The sequence below is a fragment of the Bacillus sp. S71 genome (assembly GCF_016625265.1).
GTDB lineage: Bacteria > Bacillota > Bacilli > Bacillales > Bacillaceae_G > Bacillus_A > Bacillus_A cereus.
Genome location: NZ_JACVUW010000004.1, coordinates 283,788 through 304,594 on the forward strand (window position 1 = coordinate 283,788; position 20,807 = coordinate 304,594).

Here is a 20,807-nt window from a genome sequence, read left to right on the forward strand (position 1 = left end):
GGGGGGAAAGTGATGGGAAGTTTACGATTACATATAGAAAATAAAAAAAGAAACCAAGAACTAAGAAATATGTGTCTCTATTCATTCGGGAAAACAGTATCAATATTTGGTAGCTCTATTTATAGTTTTGCATTAGGATTATATGTTTTATATATAACCGGATCAGCATTAAATTTTGCCATTACTCTTATTTTAGGAACTATTCCGATGATTGTTATGAATCCATTTGCTGGTGTAATTGCAGATAAAGTTGATAAAAAGAAATTGGTCATTTGTATGGATTTACTAAGTGGAAGCTTATTAATTACTGTTTATATATTTAGCAGTAATTATGGATTAGACTTATTCACCATTTATGCTACTACCTTTCTTATAACGGTATTTACAACATTTTTTGGAATAGGAATAGAAGCTGCAAAACCAAATATCGTCTCCAAAGAGAGGCTAATGAGTATTAACTCTATAAGTAAAATTATCGATTCTATATCTTTAATTCTAGGTCCTATGTTAGGTGGTATTGTTTTTGCAGTCTTTGATATGAAAACTTTTATAATTATAAACGGTATTTCATTTATCCTTTCGGCTATTTCCATATTATTTATTAACTTTAAATTGTTTGAGCAAAACATAAATGAGGAATGTTCAATTAGAAAAATTAATTTTATTGAAGATATAAAGGAGGGATACTCTTACTTAATGGAGCGGAAAAGCTTAAAAAATACGTTCAGTATTTTAATTTCACTTAATTTCTTCTTAGGGTTTGCTGTAACTGTTCCATTGCCATACATTATTAACACAGTTCTCAATCTTAGTTCTAAACAATTTGGTATGATTCAAGGGACTTTTCCAGTAGGCATGATAATTGGTGCGATTTTAGTAAAAAAGATAACCGATCGTTTTTCTTACGCTTATCTTTTGAAAAAGTTAAGCTTTATGTTGGCGGTTTTTATGATTATTTCAGGAATTCCAGTTTTATTCAAAAGTTTTGAGGTAAATGATTTTGTATACGTTATTACCTATTGTGTTGTTATGTTCTTTTTAGGACTAATTATAGTGCTTATTGATATACCTATAGCTTATTTCATGCAAAAAGAGATTCCTGATGAATATAGAGGGAGGGTTCTCAGCATTGGATTAAGTATAAGTAAAATGATGCTTCCTATAGCAATGGCGCTATCCGGTCTATTATTAAATTATATTCCAGCCTACATGATTACAATTGTAGGGGGAATCTTATATTTAATAGTAATTAAAGTTTCATCGAATTGTTTCATATTAGAAGTTCATTCGAAAGATTATAGCGCTTAGTAGATCTTAGATTATTTATATAATGGATACTGCTACATTTTTCAAGATAAGAAATGCAAATACTATAAAATGAAAAAATCGGCTGATTTCCCATGAACAATTTTGAAAAGATTACATATTCGTTTTGGAGACTACTTTAAAATTGTAGGTTGAGGGGATGAATATCGTTCTAAATACAATAAGAAAATTTAACTTTGTTGATTGACCTTCCCCTTACAGGAAGCAGTATATTTAAAATAATTAATTACAGGAGGTGAGTGTTATGCTTTCAATTGGAGAGTTTTCAAAAATATCTCATCTTACAATGAAGACGCTGCGCTATTATGATGAAATTGGGCTTTTAAAACCAGCTTTCATAGACCCTAAGAATGGATATCGCTACTATGATATTTTCCAATTAGAAATAGCTTTATTGATTACACGATTAAAAACTTATTTATTTTCGCTGGAAGAAATTAAGGATATTTTAGAAAATCGGGAGAAAACTGAATTGCTTAACTCTAAAATGAAAACCAAACAAGAAAATCTAACACAGCAGATAACATATTATTCTTCTTTATTAAAAAAATTAAAGCGTGATATTCAACAATTAGATGAAGAGGAAAGTATCATAGGTTACTTAAATCATATTGAGATTAATCTTGTAAATCACTTAACCTATAATATATCATCTCAGCGAAAACAAATTAATACCGTTGATTTCCTAACACACTTTAATGAGTTGTTTAGTAAAATTTCATTTGAAAATTTATTACCTATTGCAAAACCACTTGCTATATTCCATAGTTCAGAATATGTACCTGAAAATTATGATGTTGAAATTGCGATTCCCCTTGCAGAAGCCACAAATAAAACAAAAGTGTTTAATCCCGGTCTTTGCGCAATGGCTACGCTTATTGGTTCTTACGAAGAATTACCTTTTATTCATACAAAGCTACATGTTTGGATTGAAGAAAATAACTATAAACTGAATGGAGCTCCGTTTGAAGTTTATAAAACGAATCCTTATAGCACACAGGAGGAGAATAATATCATAGAAGTTTATTTTCCTATAAAATGAATAAAAGAAGGAGCGTATCACAATGTATGGTATAAACCGGCCAACAATAAAAGAAAAAATATTAATTTTAGTTACTGAGATTATCTATCTAATCATTGCGTATTACTTACTTTTCATTACTTATTTCAAACCAGGCATTTCAATAGGGCTGTTTATAGCTTTGATTATCACCGCTTTACGATTAACGGCTATGATGTTTATATGGTTGCCTAGAGGGATTTCATGGCAAGAAGCCATTATGAACAGTATTGCTTTTGGAATTTATTATTTAGGTTTTCCAATCTTAATGATTACTAGTAATCAGGATCCTAATTTAATATTACTTACAATAGGTTGGATATTGTTTTTAGGAGGAAGTATGTTAAACACAGTTTCAGAGCTACTTAGAAAATCCTTTAAAGACAATCCTGTAAATCAAGGTAAGCTATATACAGGTGGTTTATTTAAATATGCGATTCATATTAATTATCTGGGGGATTGCTTTTGGGTGTTAGGTTTAGCATTTATCGCTAGCAATATTTATAGTTTATTTATACCTCTAGGCCTGTTCTTTGTATTCGTTTTTGAATATATTCCAAAATCTGATGGTTACTTACAGAAAAAGTATGGAGAACAATTTACAGTCTATAAACAGAAAACAAAAAAATTAATACCGTTTATTTGGTAAATCAGTTTCATAAATTATAAAAAGCGCAGGATCAGCATCCTGCGCTTTTCTATCGTAATTCAGCGGTTTTTCTAATGACAATCTTATCAATATCATCTTCTTCATCACCAATAAATAATCCGCGTTCTTTTAAATATGCTTCAAAATATAAATCTGCTTCAGCGCGTTCGTCATATGGCTTTACAGAGAGAACGAAACCTAATTTGTTTTGTTCTTCTAAGTGAGAAGTGGAGATGTAAGCCGGTACATTATGGCGTAAAAAGAGTTCTTTAACCGGAATAATCATATCTTTCATTAATTTCGTTAGCATACCCATTTCAAACTCGAAATTAAAGCGATCTATACTAGATAAATCAGCGAATACTACACCGATAAAACCTGTATTAAATACTTCTTGATATTCTACATCTTCATCATGGCCGCCATAAAAATTCTTTTCGATTAAATAATTTACAAAATAAGCAACGCCATCACTTTGTTCAAATGGTTTCGTTGAAAGAACAAAACCAATTTTCTTTTGTTTATGTAAATACACACATGACATGTATGCTGAAATGTTATGTTCTTTAAATAAAGCACTTGTTGCTCCAGAGAGACCATCTAGTACGTGATGAACAATTTGAAGTTTTTTACGAGCGAAATAATAGGATTTCTTTTGTAACTCCAATGTATCAATAAAGACAGAGCCGATAAAGCCTGTATTTGAAATAATAGGTGCTTGCTTTTTTCTTCCTCTGCGCTTTAATGGAGCCATTGTTAAAATCATCCCTTCATGTACGTTTAAAATAAAAAGAACGTTTGTTCGTATATTTATATTTTACTATTAAAACGCTATAAAGTAAAGGGTTTTTGATGAAAATATAACAAAAAAGACACCTTATAAAAGGTGCCTTAAACGCTGTAAGGGATAGGGTTTACCCTAACTATTTATATTATGATACAGAAACAATCTCTTCTGTATCTTCTACATCTAAATGACAGTCCATAGTACGAACATCTTGATCTTCATGACTTCCGAAATAAATAGTAATTTTCATATGTATCGCTCCTTTATTCTAGGAATACCTAAAATAATTACTAGTAATGTTAATATTTATTATATACCACTTTTTTCATTCCGACAACGTTATATCATTTTTAATTATTTTAAACTATAGAGCACAATTTAAAGAGGTACTTTTTATAGAAAATGGTAAATTTCTAATATGTTATATTTAATATAGAAAAATTCGAGTGTTACTTTTTATGAAAAGGAGAACAATTGATGAATTATAAACAACTACTACTAGATAACTTTGCATTTAAAACTTCATATGTTGCACAATTTGTGCCCGGAATGAGTATAAAAAAAACCAAAGATTATATTGCTGTTGATTGTGGATTACCTGCCGATACATTTAATATCATCACTCTACTAAACAATAATTTAACGGAAGGGATCGAGAAATTATATAAAGAGGTAGAATACTATTATCAAAGAAATTTTCCAATGAGTGTTTGGTTATGGGATGAGGAGCAAGAGCGGGATATAAAAAGTGAGTTAATTAAAATCGGTTTAAAAGAAGTGGAACAGAATATTGCGATGGTAGCAGACTTAAAAACAATTTCCCCAACAATAAACATGCCAGTAAGTTTTACTATTCAACAAGCATCTTCACCTGGACAAATAAATAAATTTGGAGAAACGTTAGCTGATCTATTCGGCACATCAGAAGAAGGTATACATGTACAAGCATTCTATAATCAAATTTCTAATCTTGATATATGTAACAGTGAGAATATGAAATTATTTTTAGGATTATATGAAGGTGAAGTCGTAACTGTTGGTTCATTGATATGTTCAAAAGATAGTATTGGTATTTATGACATAGCAACGAAAGAAGGAATGAGAGGACGAGGGTTCGGATCTGCTATGTTCAATTTCCTGCTGCAAGAAGCACATAAATTTAAAAATACGTATTGTGTATTACAAGCTTCACCCGATGGAATCAATATTTATAAAAAATCGGGATTTCAAGCTATCGGCAAAATGACTGTATTGGAAAATCGACATTTAATTGAGTAAATCATTCAAGTTAAATCGTCTTTATATAGGAGCTTATAAATCGTTATGAAAAAGATATATCTCGTTACAATAATTTGTGCCTTTATAGTAATAAGTATCTTTGTTTTTCAGAAAATAAATGAACATAAGTATACTAAAGCTATTAATCAATCAAATCATATAAAAAATATCGCACATAGAGGTGCTTCTGCATATGCGCCTGAACATACAATAGCAGCATATAAATTAGGACAAAAAATGAATGGAGATTATATAGAAATTGATCTCCAAATGACAAAAGATGGGCATTTAGTGGCAATGCATGACGAAACCTTAAATCGTACAACAAATGGTACTGGGCTAGTGAAAGAGCATACATTAGTAGAAATAAAGCAACTAAATGCAGATTCTTTTTTCAACGAAAAATATCCGAACTTAGCAAAGAAAGAATTTGAAAATGCTAAAGTCCCGACATTAACAGAAATTGTTGAAACGTTTGGGCAAAATGCGAACTATTATATTGAAACAAAATCACCTAATGAATATCCAGAAATGGAAGAAAAATTATTAGAAATTATTAATCACTACGAAATACAGGATAAAATAATTATTCAATCGTTTAGTGAAGAAAGTCTACAAAAGATTCATAGCTTAAATAGTAATATATCCTTAGTACAATTATTACCTTATAAAAAAGCAGTTCAATTAACAGAATTAGAGATAGAAAAGTATAAAACGTACTGCATAGGTCTTGGTATGAATTACAAATATATTGATTCAGATTATGTAAATAAAATAAAGAAAAACGGATTAGAAGTTCATCCATTTACAGTAGATAATGAAAAAGATATGAAAAAGTTACTTTCATGGGGAGTCGACGGGATGTTTACTAATTATCCGGATCGTTTACATTCAATATTTGATTTGAAAAGTCATGAATAAGAAGTGTTATTCATAAAGGGAAAATTTACACAACCTATATATTAGGATTAATAATGCAAGGTGGCATGTTGCATATAAAAAGAAAATACCAAAAACCGCAACTAGAAGACCTGGGTTGCGGTTTTTTTTATTGCTTAGATTTCAGTTTACAAAGTTTGAAACTAGAAATGTAAATCTATTTAGATGAATTGGCTTCTTATGTATTTGTACTTCGGATCGTTCTAGGTATATGTACAACCCATGAGACGAGTTTTGCATATGATAATAGAAAAGGAGATGTTGCATATTGAAATACCAAACTAGAAACGTAAATAATCTGAATAAACTAGCGGATAATACGAAAGCTGCAGCTTTTAAGTGGTATCAGTACTGTATCGACAATGGAATTGAAGTATTAATTTATGAAACAATCCGTACAGTCGAGCAACAACGTGAATATGTTCGTAAAGGAGCATCACAAACGATGCGTTCATATCACTTAGTAGGACAGGCATTAGATTTTGTTCCAATTCAGTCGAATGGTACAGAAGATTGGAATGGCTATAATAAAGAACCGTGGGCATCAGCAATTCGTTATGCTAAACAAATTGGTTTTGAATGGGGCGGTGACTGGAAAGGATTTGTGGATAGCCCGCATTTGCAATATAACTACAAAGGGTATGGAACGGATACTTTTGGAAAAGGTGCTCAAAATGTAGTGACTCCTCCCACGTCGAATGATAATGTAGGGGTTGCTTATATTAACGGTAGTAATGTAAATTTACGAAAAGGACCTGGTACTGGATATGGCGTTATTCGTCAATTAGGGAAAGGAGAGTCCTACAAAGTATTTGGACAATCAAATGGCTGGTTAAATCTAGGTGGCGATCAGTGGATTTATAACGATCCATCATACATTCGTTATACGGGAGGAAATGTACCAGCAACTTCACAATCATCAAATGATGGTGTAGGTGTAGTTACTATAATCGCGGATGTATTGCGTGTTCGTACCGGCCCTGGAACAAATTACGGCATTGTGAAAAACGTGTATCAAGGTGAAAAATATCAATCGTTTGGATATAAAGATGGTTGGTATAATGTTGGTGGAAATCAATGGGTTTCTGGTGAATATGTTACGTTTGTAAAGTGAAAATAAGAGCCGTCCAGTTGGGCGGCTCTTTATTTTAAATATTCATAGGGCGAACACTCATAATATCATTCGTGATACATAGAGTATAATTTTTCATTCTAATAATCAGAAAGTAATCAAAATGTAATTAATTTCAACTACGCTTTTTATATTTTTTTGATACACTGGCTACGAGGGGGATACCAATTAAGGTGGGTAAAAACCAAAACCATATTGGCGGAAGTAAATTTAAAATGGGAATATGGATGCCGATATTTACTAAAAGTGCGGTGACTGCGCCAATATAAGAACCTAGCATACCTCTAATGTGGTGATGGAGCCAATTTTTCCAACGTTTTTTTCGTGCAAGGTATCCATAAATCGCAAATGAATAAGAGAAGATTGCTACATAAAATAAATATGCGATTTTATCCCAGTTGATAATGGATAATATTATTGCCGTAAGAGTAATGACAACATAGGATGCATGATATATTTCGCCCCATTCGGTATGTTTTCCTTTCTTCTTTTGGGCAACCATCGCTACAATTCCAGTGATTAAGCATATTGTTCCAAATAGGATGTGTATGGTTAAAAGAATGTTAAAAATGCTCATAATAATTCCTCCTTTTTTATTTTTATAGTATTGCAGTATAGGAGAAAAGTTGAAAAATATAGTTAGTTCGGCTTAATATATTGAAATAAAGGTACTCCTAGAACAAAACCCAATGATTTAAATATTTAGTGAGATGATTATTATGTTAAATGAAGGAGAGACTTCTATGTTTACATCTATTACATATTTACAATCGGGCAATGAGAAACAACAAAAAATATATGATGTTTTGAATAGCCTAAACATAATGGAGGATTTAGCTTTATATAATCCCGTTCTTTGCGGGACAATCCCTATAAGAATTGATACTCCTCAATCTGACTTAGATATTGTAATGGAAGTATATAACTTTGATATTTTTGAGCAGGAAATGAGATCTTTATATGGTTCTTATGGAGGGTTCAACATAAAAAAGAAAAAAATTAAAGGTACTGAATCGATAAAGGTGAATTTTGAATTCGAAGGTTTTGAATTTGAATTATTTGCTCAACCGAAGCCAGTGCGTAATCAAAATGCATATAGACATATGATAGTGGAACACATGTTATTAATGCAACATCCCCATATAAGGGAAGAAGTTATTCGCTTAAAGGAACAAGGTTTAAAAACAGAACCTGCTTTTGCTCAAGTATTAAATATTGACGGAGATCCTTATGAAAAACTTATTTTATTAGGGCAGGAAATGAAATTGTGGTAAATAAGATACGTAAAAAAATCCTCCAAAAACAAAAGAGGATTTTTTTATGCCGTTAACTTTCGAATTAATTCACTGAGCAATTTAATCCCGTAAGTCATTTGTTCTGGTGAAGCATATCCATATGATAAACGAATGTACTGATCTGATTCTTCTTCATAAATACGTCCTGGGTTTAAAAGAATTCCTTTTGATAGAGCCTCTGAAAATAGTTTTTTCATCGGAATGTTATGTACAACCTTTAGCCATATAAAAAATCCACCACTAGGAATATCCCACGATGCAATATCTGCACAATATTTATTTAAAGCTCGTATCATTATTTGTCTTCGCTCTTTCAGGTGCATTCTTACGTTTGCTACATGTTCTTCATAAAAACCTTCATTTATCCATTCAGCAGCTACTCTTTGAGATAAAGAGCTGGATCCATAGTCTGTTTGCATTTTTATATCTGACAATCTATCAATAACAGGTTCTGGTCCGATTATCCATCCAATTCTAAGTCCTGGGCTAAGTGTTTTAGAGAGACTACCAATATATAATACATGTCCATGTTTATCCATCGACTTTAAAGGAGCTGGAGGTGATTCATCAATCCATAACTCTCGGTAAATATCATCCTCGATGATAGGCAACTGCTCTTTTTCACATATTTTTAATATTTCTTTTCTTCGCTCTTTGGACATCAATATCCCCGTTGGATTTTGAAAACAAGGGATTGAATATAAAATATTATTCTTTTGACTATATTTAATTCGTTTTAATAAGTCGTTAGGTAAAATACCGTGATGGTCCATTGATATACCGGATAAATTTATATTTGCTGATTGAAAAACATGAAGTGAATATAAGTAAGAAGGTTGTTCAAGTAAAACAGTTGATTTTCTATGTAAAAGACCAATCGATATTAATTGTAATGCTTGGAGTGCACCAGAGACTATTAATATAGAATCCGGTGATGCATGTATTCCAAATGATCTTACATATTTGCTTATTGCTTCACGTAACGGATAAAAACCTTTTTGTTCTTCGTATCCGAAATAATCTAATTCCTCACTGACGTTTTTTATTATAGATTGCATAGTTTCGAGCGGGAAAAGATGAGGTGCAAGTTCACCTTTACTAAGATGGATAAGCGTTTTATTTGCTTCTGCTTCATTTATTTCTCGCACCATTAACTTACTTGGTTTATGAATACCGGCTTTTACATATTCACTCCAATCGGGCGGAGGATTAGTTGCTAATAATGACCATGTATTATTCATTACAATTGTTCCTGCTCCGATTTGTCCTTGAATTAAACCATCTGCTATAAGTTCATCTAGCGCAGTAATTACAGTACTTCGATTTACATGAAATAATTTTGCTAACTGCCGCTGGCTAGGGATTTTACTTCCAATTGGCCATTCTCCGTTTTCAATTTTTTCTTTCATATAGTCTATTATCTGCTGATATTTGGGCACTTTTTTATCGGTCGTCATATAAAAAACTCCTTCGTTTATTTAAAAGATTCAAAGTGGTTGGTTTTTCCGATAAATAACTGGTTGAAGACATTGTATCAACTATTAAATATGATGAAAAGAAATAATTGGTAATTTAAAAATGGTTGGTTTTTTAGGGAAGGAGAGAAAATATGCATAATAAAAAATGGGATTTACGCATTATATGTGCTCACGCTTTTACAATTCTTATATGGGGAACTGCTTTTCCAGCAATTCGTATGGGGCTTGAATCTTATACGCCTGAACACCTTACTTTACTACGCTTATTAATCGCCTCATTTATACTTTTGTTATTTTCATTTATATACAAACTACGACTACCGGATTTAAAGGATATCCCAGCAATTTTTATATTTGGTGCTCTAGGATTTACTATTTATCACATCGTATTAAACTACGGCGAAAAAACAGTAAATGCTGGATCTGCAAGTTTAATAATTTCAGTCACTCCAATAGTAACGGCAATTCTTGCTTCTGTTTTTTTGAATGAAAAAATGAAATTAAATGGCTGGATCGGTGGTGTAATGAGTTTTGCAGGAATTGCCTTAATTTCATTTAGCCAAGGCGACGCTATTCAATTGAATAGCGGGGGATTATTTATATTATTAGCGGCGATTTCAGAAAGTCTATTTTTCGTTTTCCAAACATCTTACTTAAAAAAATACGGCTTCTTACCATTTACCATATATACAATTTTGTCTAGTACTGTATGTATGCTTATTTTCTTACCCGGAGTTTATCAAAAAATACTAGCAGCTCCTCTTGAAGTTAACTTGAGCGTTATATATTTAGGTGTCTTTCCAACAGTACTCCCGTATATTGCATTGGTCTATATTATATCTCGTGCTGGTGCTTCTGAAGCAACAAGTTCTCTATATTTAACGCCAATAACTGCGTGTGTCATTGCTTGGATATGGTTAGGAGAAGTGCCAACTTTAGTTTCGATAATTGGCGGAGGAATTACTATACTTGGAATTGTGATTGCTCATATACCAATATTAAGAAAAGAAAAACATAGGAATTTAGCAAATAATCAATCCGTATAATGGAATTCAATAATGATTTTATGATACTTTTTCATATAGTTTCTTTCTTATGTTGATAAATATAATATTTTGTATTTCAGTTAAATATTGTATGTTACATTTTATGTAGTAAGCATTTTAAAAGGAGCTGACAACATAATGAATGGAAAAAGAAAATTTTTCACATGTATTTCTATTGTAGGAATCGGACTAGCTAGTTTTTCTAATTCTAGTTTCGCAGCAAGTGTAACGGACAATTCAATACAAAATTCTATTCCCGTAGTTAATCAACAAGTAGCTGCTGCAAAGGAAATGAAACCATTTCCCCAGCAAGTTAATTATGCAGGTGTTATAAAACCGAATCATGTTACACAGGAAAGTTTAAATGCTTCTGTAAGAAGTTACTACGATAATTGGAAAAAGAAATATTTGAAAAATGATTTATCTTCTTTACCTGGTGGTTATTACGTAAAAGGAGAGATTACAGGTGATGCGGATGGGTTTAAGCCACTTGGAACATCAGAAGGTCAAGGGTATGGGATGATAATTACAGTATTAATGGCTGGTTATGATTCGAATGCTCAAAAAATCTATGACGGTTTATTTAAAACAGCAAGAACTTTTAAAAGCTCTCAAAATCCTAATTTAATGGGATGGGTTGTCGCAGATAGTAAAAAAGCACAAGGTCATTTTGATTCTGCTACTGATGGAGATTTAGATATTGCGTATTCGCTTCTTCTTGCTCATAAGCAGTGGGGATCTAATGGAACAGTTAATTATTTGAAAGAAGCACAAGACATGATTACAAAAGGTATTAAAGCTAGTAATGTTACAAATAATAACCGACTAAATTTAGGAGATTGGGATTCTAAAAGTTCACTTGATACGAGACCATCTGATTGGATGATGTCACATCTTAGAGCATTTTATGAATTTACAGGTGATAAAACTTGGCTTACTGTTATTAATAATTTGTACGATGTTTATACGCAATTTAGTAATAAGTACTCTTCAAATACAGGACTTATTTCAGATTTTGTTGTAAAAAACCCACCACAACCTGCACCTAAAGACTTCTTAGATGAGTCAGAATATACAAATGCATATTATTATAATGCTAGTCGAGTACCTTTAAGAATTGTAATGGACTATGCGATGTACGGCGAGAAGCGAAGTAAAGTCATTTCTGATAAAGTCTCTTCATGGATTCAAAATAAAACGAATGGAAATCCTTCTAAAATTGTGGATGGTTATCAATTAAATGGATCCAATATTGGTAGTTATCCAACTGCTGTATTTGTTTCACCGTTTATTGCTGCAAGTATAACGAGTAGCAATAATCAAAAGTGGGTAAATAGTGGTTGGGATTGGATGAAGAATAAGAGAGAAAGTTATTTTAGTGATAGTTATAATTTATTAACTATGTTATTTATTACAGGAAATTGGTGGAAGCCTGTACCTGATGATAAAAAAACACAAAATCTAATAAATGATGCAATTTATGAAGGATACGATAATTAATTAAATTTGAGAATGGTTACTGAAGAAAGGAATTAGCATTCGCTAGTTCCTTTTTAATGTTTTGTAAAACATTATCCATTCTAAAATTCGCATAGATATACTTGCTTTTTTCATATACATAGTTATTGATGACTCTATGTTTTTATGAAGGGAGAGTATTTCTTGGAAAAAGTATTATTTTTCGGAGACCCAGGTATTGATGACTCATTTGCCATTATGTATGGTTTACTGCATCCCGAAATTGAAATTGTCGGTATTGTAACCGGATACGGAAATGTTGAGCATATACATGCTGCACATAATGCAGCGTATATTTTACAGTTAGCAAATAGACAAGACATTCCTGTCATTAGTGGTGCAACAAAACCACTGACAGAAGAAATCACTACGTACTATCCTGAAATTCACGGAGCAGAAGGATTAGGGCCCATCCATGTTCCAGGAAATATATTATCTATTCCAATATATAATTTCGGCAGTATTGCTGCGATTCTTATAAAGTACGGAAAAGATTTAACGATTGTTGATGTAGGAAGATCTACCTCGTTAGCAATTGCTTTTAATTTATGGAATGATTTAATGCTAAATGTAAAAGGAATCTATTTCATGGGTGGTGTTTTTTTAGAAGTAGGAAACGTTACGCCATTAGCAGAGGCAAACGTGTATGGAGATCCGATAGCAAGTAAAATTGTTTTCCATCAAGCAAAGAATTTATTCATATTCCCTTTAAATGTAACAAACAAAGCTGTGTTAACACCAAATGTATTTAACTATATTCAAGCTAATGCAAAGAATCCATTTCATATGATAATGAAACCAATGTATGACTACTATCTATCCGCATACCAAAAACTTAATCCATCTATGGAAGGACCTTTGCTACATGATGTGGTTGCAATAAGTGGATTAGTAAATCCAAGTTTTTTTGAATTTGTGCATCGTACAGTAAATGTAGATACATACGGAGATACGAAAGGACAAACATTTGCTGATTTTCGCCCTAGCTCTATATCTGAAGGAGCCCATATAGCACTAGAAATAGATGAACAAAAATTCATTCAAGATTTTATAAAAATCATGTTATAAGTTGCTGTCGAAAAAGGGAATTATTTCAATGCGTTGAATATAAAAATACATCCTCTAGATAAAGGAGCTTACAATATTGAATGTCCAGTTAAAGGTTGTTACGAGAGACAATTGGGAAGATGCATTAAAGTTACAAGTTAAAAAAGATCAAAGAAAATTTGTCCCCGCTGTATCAGTTTCACTTGCTAAAGTATATATAAAACCAGATGGTGACAATGTAGAGTACATACCATTCGCTATATACGATGGTGACCTTATGGTTGGTTTTGTTATGCATGCTGTTGTAATAGAGACATCGGATATGTATTGGATTAACGGATTTATTATTGATCAATCGCAACAAGGTAATGGTTATGGAAAAGCAGCATTACAAGAAAGTATTAATATAATAAAAAATACGTTTAAGGCGTGTAAAGAAATTAGATTAACCGTACATAAAGATAATATCTCTGCAAAGAAATTATATGAACGATATGGTTTCATATCATTAGGACAGGAGTATGATGGTGAGCAAGTATATCGTTTATTTGTTTAACTATTAGGAAGTAAAGGTGTGAAATGAAATATGCAATTTACTGAAGTGAAAATTGCAGTGTTCATTCCTGAAGAATATATTGAAACATTAAGGGATGAATTATATAAAATTGGATCATGTAAAACGGGCGAATATGACCATTGTCTTTCCTATAGTTCAGTGAAAGGACATTGGAGACCTTTAGAAGAGGCATCTCCTTTTAATGGAGAAATTGGTCAAATATGCGAAGGACAAGAATGTAAAGTTGAAATAAAGTGTAAACGAGAACTTGTAAAAGATGCTCTTGAAGTTATTAATGATATTCATCCGTATGAAACACCTATGATTTATATTATACCAATACTAAATGACTATTTTGAGAAACTATACATTAAATAACTAGGAGGAATATCAATTGAAAAGTAAATTTCATCATATTGTACGAGCAGTCATGATAAAAGATGAAAAATTATTAGTTGCTGAATATATCGGCCATCATTATTTTTTACCTGGTGGCCATGTTGAAATTGGAGAATCAGCAGAGAATGCATTAAAAAGAGAGTTAAGAGAAGAACTTGGAGTAAACTGTAGTATACAACAATTTTTAGGCGTCATAGAAAATCAATGGCAAGATAAAGAAGTTCTTCATCATGAAATTAACCACATTTTTGAAGTAGAGTCACAAGATTTACATACGGACTTAACACCGAAATCTAGCGAGTCTCATTTAGCATTTCACTGGATAGCTTATAATAAAGAAGCCTTAAATCATTATGAAATCATGCCAACGCCTTTAGTAAAGGAATTACTAGAAAGTAAGTTAAATGATGAACTCCTAAATTGTTGGATTAGTAATTTTTAAATCACTTTATTTATAGTAAATACGTCCATCGAATGAATATAAAGAAAATAGGCTGAAAAACAAGGTACATCACCTAGTGTAAGTTCATATTTTGTTGATGTACGCATTTAGTCTATAGTCTTGTTTCTACTATGTTTAAAAGAATTTATTAACTTTCATATTTGGACGGAATTTACATTTATAAATGGAGGGTTTCATAATGAATCAGTTTCAACAAGAACTACAATCATTAAACCTTAATGATTATCAAACTGGCAATGTTGTGTATTGGGATCAACAACAAAGTCAATATCCATACTATTACATTCAAGACGATGCACGTCGTTGCGGCGGATGTGGAGGTTGTGGTGGACGTTGCGGTGGATGTGGCGGTAGATGTGGTGGTTGTGCAGGTCGTTGCGGCGGATGTATAGGATGCGCAGGATGTTTCAGTTGCTTTAATTGCTGGAACTGGTGGATTATTTAAGTATAGAAAATCCAAGTTATTTTATATGAAAGAAAGGTGTAAAAACTATTTTGCACTTTTCTTTCATGCTGTAATTTTGATGTGTATTAAGGGGGATTTATTTGTATACATATGATAAGTTGATTTCTTGGGTAGAGGATATAAAAGAAAAAAATCATAGTTCTGCTACAGCACTTTGTATTATAAAAGATAATAAAATCGTACTAGAGCATTATAGTGGTTATCACTCAAATACATCTACAAGCAAGAAAGTAACAGCATCTTCACAATTTAACGTTGCTTCTGCTAGAAAAAGTTATTTAGGATTAATGATAGCATATGCCCTTTACGAGGGGAAAATAAACTCTATCGATGATGAAGCGATAAAATATTTTAAAGACTTTGATCCTGTATTGCTTGGTAAAACGACGATAAGACATTTAGTAACACATTCGCACGGATTAGAAGAAACGAATGACAGGACAATTTTTCGTGAATTTGAACCGGGACAATCATGGGCGTATAGAGATATTAATGTAAGAATGATGACACGTCTTATTTATCAGCTATATAACAAAAGTTTTCCTGAATTGTTAAAGGAGCGTGTGTTTAAACCTGCTAATTTTCAAGAAACAGGTTGGAGAGTTCAGCGAGATGAAAATTTAGTTGACGTTGTTAATAATCCAAATGAAGACGCAATTCGTGAAATTGGTACGGTAGATGACGGTACTGAAAAAAATTTGTTTGTCTCAGCTAGAGAATTTGCGCAGTGGGGCAATCTTCATTTAAATCAAGGTGGGATAGATGGTAAACAAATTGTTCCAAAAGAAGTTATAAAAATCGCTACGAGTTTGCAGAGCCCAACATTTATAAACAAAGAGCTACCACAAAATGGGGTGTTTTGGTTCATCCAAAATGAGCCTGCACAATTAAGCGAACTTGGTGAACGTATTCCAAAAGGATCGTATCAAATATTAGGGATTACTGGACCGACTATTTTAGTAATACCTGAATATAATGTAGTTGTTGCAAAAATGTATAACAAAAGATATAACTACGGCGGTGATAATTACTTATATTATCTACGTGAATTTAGTAATTTAGTCGCTGATACATTTAGTAACGGTAATAGGGCATAATTACTCCTATAACAAAAAGGAGTGATTGAAAGTGAAAGATAAAGTGAACAAAGATAAAAAGCAAAATATAAAAGATGTAAGTACAGAACAAAATGCGATCTATAGCGATCCTAAAGATGCAGCTAATATGCAAACTGTACCGCAGCCGAAAGATTTTGATGAAATCGAATATTAATTTTTCATCCGACTATATGATGAATGAAAAATACGTCTTAAGTCCCATCACATATAAGAAATCATTTGGTAACATATATACATAAGCATTTGAAAATGTCTTATCTTAACAAAGCTTTCTTTAGAAAAATCTGATATACACAAAAAGGCACTTCTTTATGAAGTGTCTTTTTGTGTATATGAACTTAATTACCATTTTCCGTACAGTATCTTGCAATTTATGATGGATATACTAACTGTGAAAATTCATGTCAAGATAAAAGAAGGGGACAGTTAGTATGAAACAAACTTCTATAAATCCGTTACTAATTGTTCTAGGTACAATCATTGTTCAAATTGGCCTTGGAACAATTTATACATGGAGTTTATTTAATCAACCCCTTGTAAGTAAGTTTGGATGGAATCTTAATTCAGTAGCGATAACTTTCTCCATAACTAGTTTTTCTTTATCATTCTCAACTTTATTTGCAGCAAAGTTGCAGAAAAAATTAGGCCTTCGGAAACTTATTGCTACTGCAGGAATTGTTTTAGGACTCGGCTTAATACTTAGTTCACAAATTTCTTCCTTACCACTATTATATTTATTAGCTGGTGTCGTTGTTGGTTATGCGGATGGAACAGCTTATATTACATCACTATCTAATTTAATTAAATGGTTTCCAAATCGGAAAGGGCTTATTTCAGGTATATCTGTATCAGCGTATGGAATGGGCAGCTTAATCTTTAGATATATAAACGGAAATCTTATCGATAACCTTGGTGTATCACAAGCATTCTTATATTGGGGTATTATCGTGTTACTTTTAGTGTTAATCGGATCGTTCTTCTTACGTGAGGCAATTGTAAGTAATACTGTAACTGAAACATTACACAATGACTATACTCCGCGTGAAATGATGCGAACGAAACAAGTATATCTGCTATTTTTTATGTTATTCACCTCGTGTATGGGTGGTTTGTATTTAATCAGTATGGTAAAAGATATCGGCGTACAACTTGTTGGACTTAGCGCAGCAACCGCTGCAAACGCCGTTGCTATGATTGCAATCTTTAATACAGTAGGTAGAATCATTCTTGGGACGTTATCAGATAAAATCGGGCGAATGAAAATTGTCTCTGCAACGTTTATTATTATAGGATTGTCAGTCTTTACTTTAAGTTTTATTCCGCTAAATTACGGAATCTATTTTGCTTGTGTAGCAAGTGTCGCCTTTTGCTTCGGCGGTAATATAACTATATTCCCAGCTATTGTCGGAGATTTCTTTGGATTAAAAAACCATAGTACAAATTACGGGATTGTCTACCAAGGTTTCGGATTTGGTGCGCTTGCAGGATCATTCATTGGAGCGATACTTGGAGGATTTCAACCAACTTTCATTATAATTGGTGTTTTAAGTGTTATTTCCTTCATTATTTCAATATTAATCCGTCCACCAAATGTAGAAAAGAAAAAGGAACTAAAACATTTACATCGGAAAGTAGCTTAATTTTAAAAAGAGTCCTCATACTAGGGCTCTTTTTTATTCCATTAACTTTGCTTCTTTACCAACTCATTAAAGACAGGACAATATCATTTTAAAATTGAATAGATAAGTAAAAAGGAGCGTGACACTTAAAATGAAAATAGTACAGCAGTGGGTACAAGAAGATAGTGATTACATAAGAGAGAAAGTAATTGAATATAATCAAAAATATCTCGCAGATGAAGAAAAAACACCTTCAGAAAAGGTTAGTTTCATAGTAAGAAATGAAAAAGAAGAAATAGTAGGTGGGGTAACAGCAATAACTTTTTGGCACCATATACACGTTGACTTTCTATGGGTTTCTGAAGAGTATAGGCATGAAGGTTACGGAAGCAAGTTAATAAAGCTTATTGAAGAGTTTGCAATTGAAAAAGAGTGCAGGTTACTCAATTTAGATACTTTTAGTTTTCAGGCACCTGATTTTTATAAGAAGCATGGATATAAAGTAATCGGAGTAAGTGAAGATCATCCGAAAGGACATAATCATTATTATTTAGAAAAACGGCTAAAAAGTACATAGAATTTGTTAACATTAGTATTTGGAATACAAATGCAATAAGGGCGAGGTTATTATTAATTTAAGTATTAATTGAATCAATTTTCATACTAAAACTGTAAGAACGTACTTTGGATAATCTTCCTAAGGGACGTTCTTTTTTATATCAGTAGCCTATTTTTATTAACTCCATCAATAGCGGTAAAGGCAAGACTTTACTAACTTATATATATTAAAAGGAGTTAATGGTAGAATGGATAGAAGACAGAAAATTCCTTTTATTAAAAATAGAGGAGGTACATATGAAAAAAGTTAATGTTACATACGCGATTTTGTACGATAAAACTAATGAAAAGATCTTAATGGTAAAAAACAAAGGGGAAAATGGTTCTTATTATACATTACCAGGTGGCGCAGTTAAATTAGGAGAAACGTTAGAAGAAGCAGTAATTCGAGAAGTAAAAGAAGAAACAGGGTTACATATAAATGTAAACGGGATTTGTTCTATCAGCGAAGCCTTTTTTGAGGAAAGAGATCATCATGCAATTTTCTTTAATTTTCTAGGTGAAATAATTGGCGGAGAGACATATATATCAAGGCCAAAAGAAATTGAAGAGATTACTTGGATGGAATTACATATAGCAGCTCCATATTTACGCATACCAGAACATTTACTAGATTTATTACAAAGGAAAGAAACAGTACCGTACTTTTTTAACGGAACAATCGTTCATCAATCTTCATAAAAATATTATCTCATGTAAGGTGGGGAAAACATGGAGTTCATCGTTAATCACAAACAATTTACTCAAGCACTTTCAGAAGTTAACAAAGCGATATCAACAAAATCTTTAATTCCTATATTATCTGGTATAAAAATAACTGCAGATCAATCTGGAATTACTTTAATTGCAAGTAACTCGAATATTTTTATCGAAAAATTCATTCCTGTTTCAATTGAAGACGAAAAGATTGCAACTATTTTAAAGGCAGGAACTATTGTTGTACCTGCAAAGTATTTCATTGAAATAATAAAGAAAATGCCAAGTGATATAGCAATAAAAAGTAAGAATGAGCAATTAATTACGATACAATCAGAAGAAATCACATTAAGTTTAAATGGATTTCCTGCAGATGAGTTTCCGAATGTACCGCTTATAGACAATCATGCAGAAATCAAAGTAGAGACAGAGCAATTGATTGAAGTATTTAAACAAACAGTCTTTGCGGTAGCGAAAAATGAATCTAGACCTGTTCTTACTGGGGTGCATATAGAGTTATCTAATAATAAGTTAATTTGTGCTGCAACTGACTCACATAGACTAGCGATACGTGAAACGCTACTTTCCTCAGATGTAAAAGCAAATTGTATTGTACCGAGCGCAACCATTAGTGAACTTCTAAAATTAATGAACAGCAATTCGGAATTCGTATATATCTACCTTTCAGAGAGTCATATTATATTTACGTTTGGAACAACTACATTATATTCAAGACTAATTGAAGGGAAATATCCTAATATTTCTAACCTTATTCCAAATGACTTTAAAACGATTATTAACATAGATAGAAAAAAGATATTACAAGGTGTAGACCGATCAAGTTTATTAGCAAGTGAATGGGCCAATAACAATGTTAACTTAGAAATCATAAACGAATCTACAATTAAAATTTCTTCAAACGCTTCTCAAATTGGGCAAATATCCGAAACGCAACAAATAGATGCGATTCAAGGTGAAAAACAATTAAATATATCTTTCGATGGGCGTTTTATGGTTGATGCTTTAAGAGCAATAAAAGAAGAAACGATTACTTTAAGCTTTGGCGGTTCTATGAGACCGATATTGATTGAAGCAGGAGAGCAATCTGCAGCAGTACATCTTATATCACCAGTAAGAGCTTATTAGGGATAGAGGAAGGGATTACATTAGGTACAAGCAGACTTTTGTTTTATGAAATCATAAATTAATACATTATAAGAATGATGTATTAGTATAGCAAACAGTTTACTAAATCCTACATAATATAATTCAATCATAGACAAAGCAGCAATGGAAATCTGAAATACAAAGCAAAAT

Annotated in this window: 23 protein-coding genes; 20 read left to right on the top strand and 3 right to left on the bottom strand. The window is 32.0% G+C overall.

Features of this window, described 5'->3' with window-relative positions; all coding sequences use genetic code 11:
- Window positions 1-12: 12 nt before the first annotated feature.
- From IBT51_RS11645 to IBT51_RS11655, 3 genes are all read left to right on the top strand, one after another.
- Window positions 13-1,308, top strand: coding sequence for an MFS transporter (locus IBT51_RS11645; RefSeq protein WP_200458294.1), 1,296 nt, complete (start codon window positions 13-15; stop codon window positions 1,306-1,308).
- 262 nt (window positions 1,309-1,570) lie between these two features.
- On the top strand, window positions 1,571-2,368 hold the full coding sequence (locus IBT51_RS11650) for a MerR family transcriptional regulator (RefSeq protein ID WP_000948769.1): 798 nt from the start codon (window positions 1,571-1,573) through the stop codon (window positions 2,366-2,368).
- 22 nt (window positions 2,369-2,390) lie between these two features.
- Window positions 2,391-3,035: a methyltransferase family protein gene (locus IBT51_RS11655; RefSeq protein ID WP_053564317.1), complete on the top strand. Its 645-nt coding sequence runs from the start codon at window positions 2,391-2,393 to the stop codon at window positions 3,033-3,035.
- Window positions 3,036-3,084: 49 nt separating this feature from the next.
- Here IBT51_RS11655 and IBT51_RS11660 read toward each other — a convergent pair whose 3' ends face one another.
- A complete protein-coding gene (locus tag IBT51_RS11660; RefSeq protein WP_000035355.1) occupies window positions 3,085-3,789 on the bottom strand; it encodes a hypothetical protein in 705 nt (234 codons plus the stop codon).
- A gap of 510 nt (window positions 3,790-4,299) precedes the next feature.
- Here IBT51_RS11660 and IBT51_RS11665 point away from each other — a divergent pair.
- The 3 genes from IBT51_RS11665 to IBT51_RS11675 all read left to right on the top strand — a co-directional run bounded on the left by IBT51_RS11665 (window position 4,300) and on the right by IBT51_RS11675 (window position 7,153).
- Window positions 4,300-5,100, top strand: a complete 801-nt coding sequence (locus IBT51_RS11665) for a GNAT family N-acetyltransferase (RefSeq protein WP_053564315.1) — start codon at window positions 4,300-4,302, stop codon at window positions 5,098-5,100.
- 45 nt (window positions 5,101-5,145) lie between these two features.
- Window positions 5,146-6,021, top strand: a complete 876-nt coding sequence (locus IBT51_RS11670) for a glycerophosphodiester phosphodiesterase (protein ID WP_200458293.1) — start codon at window positions 5,146-5,148, stop codon at window positions 6,019-6,021.
- Window positions 6,022-6,307: 286 nt separating this feature from the next.
- Complete coding sequence (locus tag IBT51_RS11675) at window positions 6,308-7,153, top strand: SH3 domain-containing protein (protein ID WP_053564313.1); 846 nt, start codon at window positions 6,308-6,310, stop codon at window positions 7,151-7,153.
- 133 nt (window positions 7,154-7,286) lie between these two features.
- Here IBT51_RS11675 and IBT51_RS11680 read toward each other — a convergent pair whose 3' ends face one another.
- Window positions 7,287-7,748, bottom strand: a complete 462-nt coding sequence (locus IBT51_RS11680) for a DUF2306 domain-containing protein (RefSeq protein ID WP_053564312.1) — start codon at window positions 7,746-7,748, stop codon at window positions 7,287-7,289.
- A 166-nt stretch (window positions 7,749-7,914) separates the two neighbouring features.
- Here IBT51_RS11680 and IBT51_RS11685 point away from each other — a divergent pair, with 166 nt between their 5' ends.
- Complete coding sequence (locus IBT51_RS11685; protein ID WP_053564311.1) at window positions 7,915-8,445, top strand: DUF4269 domain-containing protein; 531 nt, start codon at window positions 7,915-7,917, stop codon at window positions 8,443-8,445.
- A 44-nt stretch (window positions 8,446-8,489) separates the two neighbouring features.
- On the opposite strand, the gene norG is transcribed toward IBT51_RS11685, so the two are convergent.
- The gene (norG, locus tag IBT51_RS11690; RefSeq protein WP_200458292.1) at window positions 8,490-9,923 is read right to left on the bottom strand and encodes an efflux pump transcription regulator NorG; all 1,434 of its coding nucleotides are present in this window, start codon (window positions 9,921-9,923) and stop codon (window positions 8,490-8,492) included.
- A 152-nt stretch (window positions 9,924-10,075) separates the two neighbouring features.
- Here norG and IBT51_RS11695 point away from each other — a divergent pair, with 152 nt between their 5' ends.
- The 13 genes from IBT51_RS11695 (at window position 10,076) to dnaN (ending at window position 20,636) form a co-directional block, all read left to right on the top strand.
- Window positions 10,076-10,990: a DMT family transporter gene (locus IBT51_RS11695; protein ID WP_200458291.1), complete on the top strand. Its 915-nt coding sequence runs from the start codon at window positions 10,076-10,078 to the stop codon at window positions 10,988-10,990.
- 138 nt (window positions 10,991-11,128) lie between these two features.
- Window positions 11,129-12,490, top strand: coding sequence for a family 8 glycosyl hydrolase (locus IBT51_RS11700; protein ID WP_197242518.1), 1,362 nt, complete (start codon window positions 11,129-11,131; stop codon window positions 12,488-12,490).
- A gap of 162 nt (window positions 12,491-12,652) precedes the next feature.
- Window positions 12,653-13,576, top strand: a complete 924-nt coding sequence (locus IBT51_RS11705; RefSeq protein WP_088023904.1) for a nucleoside hydrolase — start codon at window positions 12,653-12,655, stop codon at window positions 13,574-13,576.
- Window positions 13,577-13,652: 76 nt separating this feature from the next.
- Window positions 13,653-14,111 carry a GNAT family N-acetyltransferase gene (locus IBT51_RS11710; protein WP_071732169.1) on the top strand — a complete coding sequence of 153 codons (459 nt, stop codon included), beginning with the start codon at window positions 13,653-13,655 and terminating at the stop codon, window positions 14,109-14,111.
- 30 nt (window positions 14,112-14,141) lie between these two features.
- Window positions 14,142-14,489, top strand: a complete 348-nt coding sequence (gene cutA, locus IBT51_RS11715) for a divalent cation tolerance protein CutA (protein WP_200458290.1) — start codon at window positions 14,142-14,144, stop codon at window positions 14,487-14,489.
- 16 nt (window positions 14,490-14,505) lie between these two features.
- The gene (locus IBT51_RS11720) at window positions 14,506-14,952 is read left to right on the top strand and encodes an NUDIX domain-containing protein (protein WP_088023910.1); all 447 of its coding nucleotides are present in this window, start codon (window positions 14,506-14,508) and stop codon (window positions 14,950-14,952) included.
- Window positions 14,953-15,151: 199 nt separating this feature from the next.
- Window positions 15,152-15,418, top strand: coding sequence for a heterocycloanthracin/sonorensin family bacteriocin (locus IBT51_RS11725; RefSeq protein ID WP_001071389.1), 267 nt, complete (start codon window positions 15,152-15,154; stop codon window positions 15,416-15,418).
- Between the two features lie 101 nt (window positions 15,419-15,519).
- Window positions 15,520-16,536: a serine hydrolase domain-containing protein gene (locus IBT51_RS11730; RefSeq protein ID WP_200458289.1), complete on the top strand. Its 1,017-nt coding sequence runs from the start codon at window positions 15,520-15,522 to the stop codon at window positions 16,534-16,536.
- Between the two features lie 31 nt (window positions 16,537-16,567).
- Window positions 16,568-16,711, top strand: a complete 144-nt coding sequence (locus IBT51_RS11735; RefSeq protein ID WP_200458288.1) for a hypothetical protein — start codon at window positions 16,568-16,570, stop codon at window positions 16,709-16,711.
- A 277-nt stretch (window positions 16,712-16,988) separates the two neighbouring features.
- A complete protein-coding gene (locus IBT51_RS11740; RefSeq protein WP_053564303.1) occupies window positions 16,989-18,197 on the top strand; it encodes an L-lactate MFS transporter in 1,209 nt (402 codons plus the stop codon).
- 130 nt (window positions 18,198-18,327) lie between these two features.
- Window positions 18,328-18,753, top strand: a complete 426-nt coding sequence (locus IBT51_RS11745; RefSeq protein WP_088023918.1) for a GNAT family N-acetyltransferase — start codon at window positions 18,328-18,330, stop codon at window positions 18,751-18,753.
- Between the two features lie 278 nt (window positions 18,754-19,031).
- Complete coding sequence (locus tag IBT51_RS11750) at window positions 19,032-19,475, top strand: NUDIX hydrolase (RefSeq protein WP_016081388.1); 444 nt, start codon at window positions 19,032-19,034, stop codon at window positions 19,473-19,475.
- Window positions 19,476-19,505: 30 nt separating this feature from the next.
- Window positions 19,506-20,636, top strand: coding sequence for a DNA polymerase III subunit beta (gene dnaN, locus IBT51_RS11755; RefSeq protein ID WP_071732165.1), 1,131 nt, complete (start codon window positions 19,506-19,508; stop codon window positions 20,634-20,636).
- The last annotated feature ends 171 nt before the right edge of the window (window positions 20,637-20,807 follow it).

Excerpts from the sequence above, each read along its gene's own strand:
- IBT51_RS11645 (WP_200458294.1), top strand. The coding sequence starts at position 13 with ATGGGAAGTTTACGATTACATATAGAAAATAAAAAAAGAAACCAAGAA.
- IBT51_RS11650 (WP_000948769.1), top strand. The coding sequence starts at position 1,571 with ATGCTTTCAATTGGAGAGTTTTCAAAAATATCTCATCTTACAATGAAG.
- IBT51_RS11655 (WP_053564317.1), top strand. The coding sequence starts at position 2,391 with ATGTATGGTATAAACCGGCCAACAATAAAAGAAAAAATATTAATTTTA.
- IBT51_RS11660 (WP_000035355.1), bottom strand. The coding sequence starts at position 3,789 with ATGGCTCCATTAAAGCGCAGAGGAAGAAAAAAGCAAGCACCTATTATT.
- IBT51_RS11665 (WP_053564315.1), top strand. The coding sequence starts at position 4,300 with ATGAATTATAAACAACTACTACTAGATAACTTTGCATTTAAAACTTCA.
- IBT51_RS11670 (WP_200458293.1), top strand. The coding sequence starts at position 5,146 with ATGAAAAAGATATATCTCGTTACAATAATTTGTGCCTTTATAGTAATA.
- IBT51_RS11680 (WP_053564312.1), bottom strand. The coding sequence starts at position 7,748 with ATGAGCATTTTTAACATTCTTTTAACCATACACATCCTATTTGGAACA.
- IBT51_RS11685 (WP_053564311.1), top strand. The coding sequence starts at position 7,915 with ATGTTTACATCTATTACATATTTACAATCGGGCAATGAGAAACAACAA.
- norG (WP_200458292.1), bottom strand. The coding sequence starts at position 9,923 with ATGACGACCGATAAAAAAGTGCCCAAATATCAGCAGATAATAGACTAT.
- IBT51_RS11695 (WP_200458291.1), top strand. The coding sequence starts at position 10,076 with ATGCATAATAAAAAATGGGATTTACGCATTATATGTGCTCACGCTTTT.
- IBT51_RS11700 (WP_197242518.1), top strand. The coding sequence starts at position 11,129 with ATGAATGGAAAAAGAAAATTTTTCACATGTATTTCTATTGTAGGAATC.
- cutA (WP_200458290.1), top strand. The coding sequence starts at position 14,142 with ATGCAATTTACTGAAGTGAAAATTGCAGTGTTCATTCCTGAAGAATAT.
- IBT51_RS11725 (WP_001071389.1), top strand. The coding sequence starts at position 15,152 with ATGAATCAGTTTCAACAAGAACTACAATCATTAAACCTTAATGATTAT.
- IBT51_RS11740 (WP_053564303.1), top strand. The coding sequence starts at position 16,989 with ATGAAACAAACTTCTATAAATCCGTTACTAATTGTTCTAGGTACAATC.
- IBT51_RS11745 (WP_088023918.1), top strand. The coding sequence starts at position 18,328 with ATGAAAATAGTACAGCAGTGGGTACAAGAAGATAGTGATTACATAAGA.
- IBT51_RS11750 (WP_016081388.1), top strand. The coding sequence starts at position 19,032 with ATGAAAAAAGTTAATGTTACATACGCGATTTTGTACGATAAAACTAAT.
- dnaN (WP_071732165.1), top strand. The coding sequence starts at position 19,506 with ATGGAGTTCATCGTTAATCACAAACAATTTACTCAAGCACTTTCAGAA.